The sequence below is a fragment of the Streptomyces sp. NPDC101237 genome (assembly GCF_044767465.1).
GTDB lineage: Bacteria > Actinomycetota > Actinomycetes > Streptomycetales > Streptomycetaceae > Streptomyces > Streptomyces gramineus.
The window spans coordinates 120,564-129,914 of record NZ_JBIWNY010000027.1 but is presented as its reverse complement, the minus strand read 5'-3'; the positions used below and the strand labels follow the sequence as shown (position 1 = coordinate 129,914).

The 9,351-nt window shown below is 69.6% G+C and carries 6 protein-coding genes; 3 read left to right on the top strand and 3 right to left on the bottom strand.

Annotated elements, in window-relative coordinates:
- Nucleotides 1–187: 187 nt before the first annotated feature.
- A complete protein-coding gene (locus ACIRQ9_RS32675; RefSeq protein WP_404181644.1) occupies nt 188–697 on the top strand; it encodes an SRPBCC family protein in 510 nt (169 codons plus the stop codon).
- A gap of 120 nt (nt 698–817) precedes the next feature.
- Here the strand turns inward: ACIRQ9_RS32675 and ACIRQ9_RS32670 are convergent, their stop codons facing one another.
- From ACIRQ9_RS32670 to ACIRQ9_RS32660, 3 genes are all read right to left on the bottom strand, one after another.
- Nucleotides 818–1,675, bottom strand: a complete 858-nt coding sequence (locus ACIRQ9_RS32670; RefSeq protein ID WP_404181641.1) for an alpha/beta fold hydrolase — start codon at nt 1,673–1,675, stop codon at nt 818–820.
- A 122-nt stretch (nt 1,676–1,797) separates the two neighbouring features.
- Nucleotides 1,798–2,706, bottom strand: a complete 909-nt coding sequence (locus ACIRQ9_RS32665) for an NAD-dependent epimerase/dehydratase family protein (RefSeq protein WP_404181638.1) — start codon at nt 2,704–2,706, stop codon at nt 1,798–1,800.
- A gap of 12 nt (nt 2,707–2,718) precedes the next feature.
- Nucleotides 2,719–3,471 (bottom strand): SDR family NAD(P)-dependent oxidoreductase, encoded by a 753-nt coding sequence (locus ACIRQ9_RS32660; protein ID WP_404181635.1) that lies wholly within the window; start codon nt 3,469–3,471, stop codon nt 2,719–2,721.
- Between the two features lie 138 nt (nt 3,472–3,609).
- On the opposite strand from ACIRQ9_RS32660, the gene ACIRQ9_RS32655 reads away from it, so the two are divergent.
- Nucleotides 3,610–4,110 carry a MarR family winged helix-turn-helix transcriptional regulator gene (locus ACIRQ9_RS32655; protein ID WP_404181632.1) on the top strand — a complete coding sequence of 167 codons (501 nt, stop codon included), beginning with the start codon at nt 3,610–3,612 and terminating at the stop codon, nt 4,108–4,110.
- 1,133 nt (nt 4,111–5,243) lie between these two features.
- Nucleotides 5,244–9,308 carry an amino acid adenylation domain-containing protein gene (locus ACIRQ9_RS32650; protein WP_404181629.1) on the top strand — a complete coding sequence of 1,355 codons (4,065 nt, stop codon included), beginning with the start codon at nt 5,244–5,246 and terminating at the stop codon, nt 9,306–9,308.
- Nucleotides 9,309–9,351 lie beyond the last annotated feature (43 nt).

Here is a 9,351-nt window from a genome sequence, read left to right as displayed (position 1 = left end):
GCACAGCCGGGTGCGCACTGTCACACCACCCGGCCCCAGGCTCCTGTGACGGGGAGAAGAGTGAGGGGCGGGGCATGCGCCCCGCCCCTCACCGCCGTACCCGAAGGAGCCCGCTGTACCCGGACCGGGCCGCCTGACATGATTCCTACTCGACAGTAGCTTGAGGTTCCCGGTGAGAGGCAGTGCAGTGACCCGAGTGTTCACCGTGAGCGGCAGCATCGTCGTCGACGTCCCGCCGGAAGCCGTCTACCGGGCCGTGAGCCGCCCGGCCGACATGGGGCGCTGGAGTCCGGAGAACCTGGGCACGACGGGTGACACGGCCGACGGTGCCCTCGCGCAGGGGGACGGGTTCGTGGGACGCAACAGGCGCGGCGGGTTCCGCTGGGTGACGCGCTGCACCGTCACGGCGGCCGATCCGGGCCGCAGGTTCGCCTTTCGCGTCCACGCCATCGGCCGCACCCGCCCGCGCCTGCGCGGCCCGATCGCCACCTGGGAGTACCGCTTCGAGCCGGCGGGGACGGGCACCCGCGTCACGGAGACCTGGACCGACGACCGGCGCGCGTGGCCGGCGTTCCTGGCCGGCGCCTTCGACCGGCTGGTCACTCCGGGCCGGACGTTCGCCGCGTTCCAGGTCCGCAATATCGACACGACCCTGCGCAACCTCAAGCGGGAACTGGAGAGCGAACGCGCCGCGTGAACGCCGGGAAGGCCGCTGAGCGGGTCGGCTTCGCCCGAAAGCGGTCAGCCGCCGACAGGCGCGGCGCGGACGTAGGTGACGAGTGCGCCGAGCGGTGGCGGAGCCGGAAGATCTTGAGGGTCAGCCGAGGAACTCGGTCACTGTCTTGGTGAACCAGTCGGCGTTTTCCTCTGCGACGAAGTGCCCGGTCGGCGCGATTGTGCCCTGCACGTTGTCGGCGTGGGGGGCCAGGGCTTCGGCAGCGGTGGTGCCGGAGTGGGCGGTGCCGATGGCCAGGACGGGCATGGGCAGCTTCCGTTCGGCGAGCAGGGCGCGGTTCTCGCGCCCGTCGTCGAGGAGGGTGCGGTAGTGCTCGAAGCCGCCGCGCAGCCGCTCCCGGCCGGTGTACGCCCGGGCGTAGGCGGCGAGGTCGTCGTTGCTGAAGGTGCCGGGGTTGGACAGGGCGGTGAATGTCGCGGTGAAGAACTCCAGTTCATGGCCGTCGAAGAGCATCTCGGGTAGGTGCGGGGTCATGAAGAAACCGAAGTGCCACATGCCGCCCTCGGCGACGTTCATCGCTTCCTCCAGGCCGAGGCCGGGCAGCAGGGAGTCGACCAGGACCAGGTGGGAGATGTCGTCGGGATGGGCGGCGGCCCACGCGAAGGCGACCATCGAGCCGATGTCGTGGCCGGCCACGGCCACCGGGCCGCTCAGGTCCAGGGCGGTGAGGATTCCGCGTATGTCGTCGGCCTGGTTGGTCTTGGCGTAGCCGCCCTCGGGGCGGTCGCTGTCCCCGGTGCCCCGCAGGTCGGGGACCACGACGGTGTGCCCCGGGGCGAGGGCCGGCATCACGCGGGCCCAGGCGCGGGAGGTCTGCGGCCAGCCGTGAAGCAGGACCAGGACCGGACCGCTGCCGCCGACGGCTACCGAGAGACGGGTGCCGTTGGCGGCGATCTTGTGGATGCGGAAGCCGTCGGGAGGCCAGTCGGCAGTGTTCACGAGGGTGCCTTTCCGTCAAGGAGTGAAAGGGGTCAAGGGGGTGCTGTGCGGGGAAGCCGTTCGACAGGCTTCGGGCGGCTGTGCCACTGCTGCTGACACGCCGGCGGTGGCGGAAGCGTCGATCACACGCCGGGGGCCGCGAGCCGACGCAGACGCTCCTCACCGATCATGGACAGCATGTCGGTGCGCTCGGGGTGCCAACCCAGTTCCTGTCGGGCGCTGACCGCACGGATGCGGCTGGAGGCGGCCATGATGAGGGCGCCGAACTCGCCCCATACCGCGGCGGCCTCTTCGGTGGTGACACTGCGGGCCTGCACGCCGAGGTCGTCCGCAGCGCGTTCGGCGATCCAGCGGTTGGGGACCTCGCCTGCGACGGCGTGGTAGAGCCCTCCGGGCCTGCCCTTTTCCAGAGCGAGGGTGAACAGGCGGGTCACGTCGTCGATGTGGACGTGGCTGTAGGTGTTCAGTCCCTGCCCGACGTAGCAGGCGGCCCCGCTCACGGCCACCGACCGGTAGATCATCGGTATGTGCCCGTGGTCCTCGGGGCCCCAGATCAGACCGGGACGGACGACCATCGCGTGCACCCCGTTCCCGGCAGCGGCCAGGACGGTGTCCTCGGCGGCCTTGCGGAACTCGGCCAGCGGCTCCGGCGTGAAGGGGTCCTGCTCGGCGAAGACATCCGGACTCCAGGCACCCGCGGTGCGTTGCATCAGAACGCCGCTGCCGGACAGGAAGATGAGCGTCCTGCCTGTCCCCGCCAGCGCCCCGGCCAGCTCCTGGGCGGTCGCGCTCTCCTGGTCCGGGTCGGCCTGGGCGGCATAGATGACCGCATCCGCCCGTAGGGCCGCTTCGACGGCCGCCGGGCGACGCGGGCCCAGGTCGGCGGCGACGGGCACGATGCCCTGGGATTCGAGGGCGACGGTCGCGGTTTCGGTACGGGCCAGGCCGGTGACCGTGTGACCTTCAGCGGCCAGATGGCGGGCGAGGTTGCCACCGACGAAGCCGGTGGCGCCGATGACGAAGATGTTCATGGTGGGCTTCCCTCAGCCGGGCAGGGTGCTGCGCTCGCCGCCGTCGGCGAACAGCACGGCACCGTTGACGTAGGAACTGGCCGGGCCGGCCAGGAACGAGACGATCTCCGCGATCTCGGCGGGGTCCCCCGCGCGTCCGCGGGCGTTCGTCGTGTCCAGGACGCTGATGTGCTCGCCGAGCATGGCCTGCGTGCCCTCGGTGTGCACGGGGCCCGGCGAGACGGTGTTGACCCGCACACCGGCCGGGCCGAACTCGGTGGCCCAGTACCGGGTGAGGATCTCCACTCCGGCCTTGGAAGCGCCGTAGGCGGCACCGATCGGAGCGGGCTGGCGGGCCGCGCTGGAGCCGACGATCACGATCGATCCCTGGCCGCGCTCGGCCATGCCGGGCGCCAGCGCGCCCACCAGGAGGAAGGGTGCGCGGGTGTTGACGGCGATGTGCCGGTCGAAGCTCGTGGCATCCGTCGCCGCGGTGGGCGCGAACTCGTACAGGCCCGCGTTGCTCACCAGGATGTCCACGGCGCCTGCCTCGGAGGCTAGGCGCAGCGTGTCGGCGGCGTCCATGAGGTCGGCGGCGACGAAGCGGGCGGTGCCGCCCTCGGCCGCGATCTCCTTCACCAGCGCCTCGCCCCTCGCCCGGTCCCGGCCGCTCAGCACGACCTCGGCCCCCTGACGGGCCAGGCTCCGTGCGACGGCCTTGCCGATCCCCGAGGTCGCCCCGGTCACGAGCGCGGTACGGCCCTGCAAAACGGTGCTGGTGCTCATCGTCTTCTTCCTCTGGCAGTCGTCATGGTGGCTGTGCGGATCACCCGCACGCCGGCCCGGCACGCAATCCAATATGCATCACAGATGTTCTGTTGGCAAGAACATCTAGGAGTGAGCGCATCATGCTAGAGTGCGGGGGTGAGCGCATCCACGTCCGAGAAGAAGTCGAACGGTGAGGCCACGGACCTGGCGCTGGACACCGACCTGGGCTGGGCGATCCGCATGGTCTCCACGGAGTTCCGCCGCGTGGCCACCGAATCCGTCGCCGACCTGCCCGGAGGCGCGCGCGCCTACCTCGTCCTGGTCGCCCTCGCCGGCGGCGAGCCGCCCTCGCAGCTCGCCCTGGCGAAAGAGGTCAGTCTCGACCGCACCGTGATGACCTACCTGCTCGACGACCTCGAAGCGCACGAGTTGGTCACCCGGAGGCCCGACCCGCGCGACCGCCGCGCACGTCAAGTCCTCATCACCGACACCGGACGCGCCCGCCTCGGCCAGGTGCGGCAAAGCCTCGCCGCCGCCGAGGCGCGCTTGCTCGCCGACCTCGACGACCACGACGCGCTACAGCTGCGTACGCTGCTCGCCCGTGTCGCGCAGACCGCACAACGCGAATCCGTCGCCCCCGACCAAGCGGACTGCTGACAGGCCGCACGCACCGGCTCCGAGCCCTGTCCCTGACCTGGAGCGGCTACGGCGCTTCGGCGCCGAAGGCGACGTCGGAGTTCCTTTCCCGGGCGGCCGGCGACGAGATGGGGGCGCTCCGGGCCTTGGAGCGAGCGCGCTTCGCCTACGACTTCGCGGATCACGCCAGTGAGCAGGCGTGGGTCCGGTTCGTCACCCCGTTCCGCTTGGACTCGTCGGCCCTCTCCGTGTACGGGCAGTTGGGGCGTCCAGAACTCACCGCTGCGGAAGAAACCGCAGTTGACTGCCTCTGAGGCGAACTCCCCGGCGGAGGCGAGGAGCTCGGCTGCCATGTGCGGCAGTTCGCATCCTAAGTCCCAGGCCTTCATGCATATTACTTGCAACAACTAGATATGTGCAGGAAGATAAGGGCTGTCGGCCGTGTTCCGTTGCGGCTTTGTTAACGCTTTCTGAAGGCGTCACCCACCCTGGGCAAGAGTGCCGAGAAACCGGGTGCACTGAACATTCACTGCCGCAGACGGCCGCTTTCCGGTGCCGGTCCGAGGTGCTGTCAAAGGAATCGCGGCGGTCTGCATTGCCAGGCAAGCCGCTATGTCGCCGACCGGATGACGCCCTCGTCATCACGCCGCTATCCGATAACCGGAGCAGGGTCCCCCTGTTTGCGCCACGCAACACTTCGGCCATCCAGGTCTGTCCGGAAGGGTGGCGGCGGAAAACATGGCAAAAGGTGCGAGCCGCTCTGTTTCAAGGTCTCGCCTCGGCCATCTCGCTCGTGTACGTTCCGATCGGTCACGGCGATGACTGACCTGTTTCGGCCGGTGCCACCCCTTCGAGGGGAAGGCGCAGGACCGTCACCAGCTCTGCGGACTGACGGGGGAGGCGCAAAAGGCATGTCCGTACGACACGTGCATCCCGCGCACCGCCCCTGTGGGCGATGTACGAAAAGGCGCTGACCGCCGGCCCCGCACTGTGTGGCCGGGGCGGGATTTCCGTGCTGCCGATCAATTGAACCTCGCGGGCCTTCCGGCCGCGAACCTCCCGGACGAAACCCTCACCGACCGCGCTTCCGCATGCGTGATTTCCCCGATGCGTGACGCGCGTCAACTCACACTGGCGAATTCTAGGTTCGAAGGATGATGGCGAAACTAACGGGGTCCGAGAAAACATCCCTCTCCGACATGCTGCGCGCGGCCACCCTCGCCCAGCCCGACCGGACTGCCGTGTCCTGCGGCACGGAGCGGCTGACCTTCCGGCAACTCCGACAGCGCAGCACCACCATGGCCGGCCATCTGCGGCGGCTCGGTGCGGCGCCGGACGAACCGGTCGGCATCTTCATGGAACCGTCCGTCGACCTCATGGTGAGCGTCTGGGGCGTGCTGCACGCGGGTGCCCCCTACCTGCCGCTGTCCCCGGAGTACCCGGACGAACGTCTCCGCTACATGATCGAGGACTCCCGCACCAGGGTGATCGTGACCGATGAGTCCTCCGTCTCCCGACTGGCGGCCATGACACCGCCGGACACCATGATCGTCACCGTCGCCCAGGCCCTCCCGGATGCCGGGACGGACACCGATCCCTTGGTTCCGTCCGACGCGGCGCCGGGCCACACCCTCGCCTACGTCATCTACACCTCGGGCAGCACCGGAAGGCCCAAGGGCATCGGCATCGAGCACCACAGCATTGTCGGCCAGATGCGCTGGCTGGCCGGCGAACACGGTCTGGACAGCCGCCGGACGGTGTTGCAGAAGACGCCCCTGAGCTTCGACGCCGCCCAGTGGGAGATCCTCGCACCCGCCTGCGGCAGCAGCGTGGTGATGAGCGAAACGGGCCGGTACGCCGATCCCGGCGGGCTCGTCGACCTGATCGTCGCGCACGAAGTGACCACCCTTCAGGGCGTACCGACGCTGCTCCAGGCCCTCGTCGACACCGGACGGCTGTCCGGCTGCACCTCGCTCACCCACGTCTTCAGCGGCGGTGAGGCGCTCACCCGGAACCTGGCCGTCGAACTGCTCGACGTGCTCCCGGACGTGGAACTGGTCAACCTGTACGGCCCGAGCGAGTGCACGATCAACGCGTCGGCCCACACCGTGGACCGCGCCGCCCTCCAGCACGCCCCCGACCACCTCCCCATCGGCCGGCCGGTCAAGGGCATGAGCTTCCACATCCTCGACCCCGCCCGGCGGCCCGTGGCACCGGGGGAGTCGGGAGAACTCCACATCGCGGGAGACCAACTCGCCCGCGGATACCTGAACAACCCCGAGCTGACCGCCGAACGGTTCGTCACCAACCCGTACGCCACCGGTCCTGAAGACGCCCGCCTCTACCGCACCGGCGACCTGGCCCGGTGGAACGACGACGGCACCGTGCAGTTCCTCGGCCGCACCGACAGCCAGGTCAAGCTGCGCGGATTCCGGGTCGAGCTGGACGAGATCAAGGTGTCCATCGAGAAGCACGGCTGGGTGAAGCGCGCCGCCGTCCTGGTCCGGGACGACGACAGGGTCGGCGCCAATCTCGTCGCCTTCATCGAACTCGACCCCCAGCAGGCCGCGTTGATGGACCAGGGCAATCACGGAGCCCACCACCAGTCGAAGCGGAGCAGGCTGCAACTCAAGGCCCAGCTGGCGAATCTGGGGGTGCGGGACGACCTGCCGCCCGACGCCGGCGCAGCGGCCGTCGAGTTGCCGGGACGCTCGGCGACGGACCGGCAGCGGCGCACCGTGTTCGCCCGCAAGACCTACCGCTTCTACGAGGGCGGTGACGTCGAACGGACCGACCTGCTGGACCTGCTCGCCCGGCCGACGGTACGACCGGCCCCGGCCCGGGTTCCGGGCACCCTGACGCTGCTCGAATTAGGCACGCTGCTGCGCTACTTCGGGCAGTTCCCCAGCGCCGAAAGGCTGCTGCCGAAATACGGGTACGCCTCGCCGGGCTCGTTGTACGCGACGCAGATGTACCTGGAGCTGTCCGGCGTCGCGGGCCTCGAACCGGGCTACTACTACCATCACCCGGTCAGCCACCGGCTCGTGCCGGTCGGCCCCGCACCCGAGGGCACACCGAGGCTGCGCGTGCACCTCATCGGGCACCAGTCGGCCATCGAGCCCGTCTACCGCAACAACATCCGGGAAGTCCTCCAGTTCGAGGCGGGCCACATGGCCGGGCTCTTCGACCACATCCTCCCGGAGTTCGGGCTCCGGATCAGCTCCCGCCCGGCCGTACCCGAGGTCAAGGAACTCCTGCGCTGCCCGCCCGAGGACCACTACCTGGCCGCCTACGAACTGGAGCCGGCCACCGGCCCGGCCGACGCCCTTCCGGTGGAGCTGTACGTGCAGGCGCATCCCGGCCGGATCACCGGCCTGGACAGCGGCCAGTACCGCTACGACGACGGCCGACTGGTGCGGGTGTCGGACCAGTTGATCCGCAGGCAGGACGTCATCGCCATCAACCAGGAGGTCTACGACCGCGCGAGTTTCGGCATCAGCCTCATCGGCCGGGCGCCCGACCCCTGGCAGCGCTACACCGACCTCGGCCGGGAGCTCCAGCGCCTCCAGATGAACGGCATAGGCCTTGGGCTGATGTCCTCCGGCTACAGCTCGCAGACGGGCAACCCGCTGCCGTCCGCCCGGCGTACGGCCGACCTCCTCGGGCTCGGCACGGACACCGCCTCCTACTTCGCCGTGGGCGGCCGCATCAGCGCGGAGCAGCGGCTCAGCGAGGGCATGAAGGAGGACTCCGTCCACATGCGGGGTCCCGCCGAGATCGTCAAGGACAACCTCGCCGAGAACCTGCCGCCGTACATGGTGCCCAACCGGGTCACCGTGCTGGACTCCTTCCCGCTCACCCCGAACGGCAAGATCGACCACCAGGCGCTGCGGGAACTGGACCGAGCAGCCGTGGACGACACCGAGGTGCCGGTCGTCCCGCCGCGGACGCCCACCGAGGAAGCCATCGCCGCCCTGTGGCGCACGGTGCTCCGGCAGGAACGAGTCTCGATCCGGGACGACTTCTTCGCCGCCGGCGGCCATTCGCTCACCGCGGTCAATCTGGTGGGACGGATCAACCGGGAGCTGGGCAGCTCCCTGCCGCTCCAGGTGCTGTTCGACGCGCCGACCATCGCGGAACTCGCCCGGCGCGTCGACCGGGAGCCCGCTGCCGCGCTGCCCAGGCTGGTACGGCTGCGCGCCGCGGACGCCGGGCGGCCGGTGTTCTGCTGGCCCGGTCTCGGTGGCTATCCGATGAGCCTGCGGCTGCTGGCCGGCACGCTGGACCTGGACCGGCCGTTCTACGGAGTGCAGGCGCACGGCGTCAACCCGGGCGAGCACGCGTATCCGACGTTCGACGAGATGGTCACCAAGGACATCGAGCTCATCCGGCGGATCCAGCCGGCCGGTCCCTACACCCTGTGGGGCTACTCCTTCGGCGCCCGGGTCGCGTTCGAGACCGCCCACCGGCTGGAACGCGCCGGTGAACGGGTGGACGAGCTGATCCTGATCGCGCCCGGCAAGCCGCCCGTCGAAGTCCGTGACACCGTCCGCGCCGACGTGGCGGTCAGCTTCAAGGACAGCACCTTCGTCTCGATCCTCTACTCGGTCTTCGCAGGCAACCTGGAGCGGACCGCCGTCGAGGCGTGTCTGGCCGCGACCCACGACGAAGACTCCTTCATCGCCTTCGTCTGCGAGCGGTTCGAGCACCTGCACCGTGAACTGGTGCGACGGATCGTCGGCGTGGTGCGGCAGACCTTCCTCTTCGAGTACGCCCCCGGCGAACTGGCCGAACGCAGCGTCGAGGCACCGATCACGGTGTTCCGGGCCGCCGGCGACCAGGACTCCTTCCTCGACTCGGGGCACCGGCTGTCGGCCGCGCGTCCCACGGTCCGCCGACTCGAGGCCGATCACTACGCACTGCTGCGCACGAACGGAATAACCGAACTCGTCACCGCCCTTCAGGCCGCGCGACCCTCCAGAAAGGCCATCGGAGTGCCTCACGTCAGCATCAAGCACTTCCCGAACGACCTCGAAGCCGAGCAGATCTCCGCCCTCGTCGACGCCATCACCAGCGCCGTGCGGACCGCGTTCTCGGTCGACGAGGGCGCCGTGTCGATCGCCCTGGAACCGGTGGCCCAGGACGTCTGGGCCGAGCAGGTCTACCTGCCCGAGATCGTCAACAGCACCGGAACCCTCGTCAAAGCACCCAACTACTGACATCCCACAGCCGCTTCACGAACGCCACGGAGATCCAGGACAT

What these genes read in the sequence shown, in the direction of transcription:
- ACIRQ9_RS32665 (WP_404181638.1), bottom strand. Translation starts at nt 2,706, where the DNA reads ATGAACATCTTCGTCATCGGCGCCACCGGCTTCGTCGGTGGCAACCTC.
- ACIRQ9_RS32660 (WP_404181635.1), bottom strand. Translation starts at nt 3,471, where the DNA reads ATGAGCACCAGCACCGTTTTGCAGGGCCGTACCGCGCTCGTGACCGGG.
- ACIRQ9_RS32650 (WP_404181629.1), top strand. Translation starts at nt 5,244, where the DNA reads ATGATGGCGAAACTAACGGGGTCCGAGAAAACATCCCTCTCCGACATG.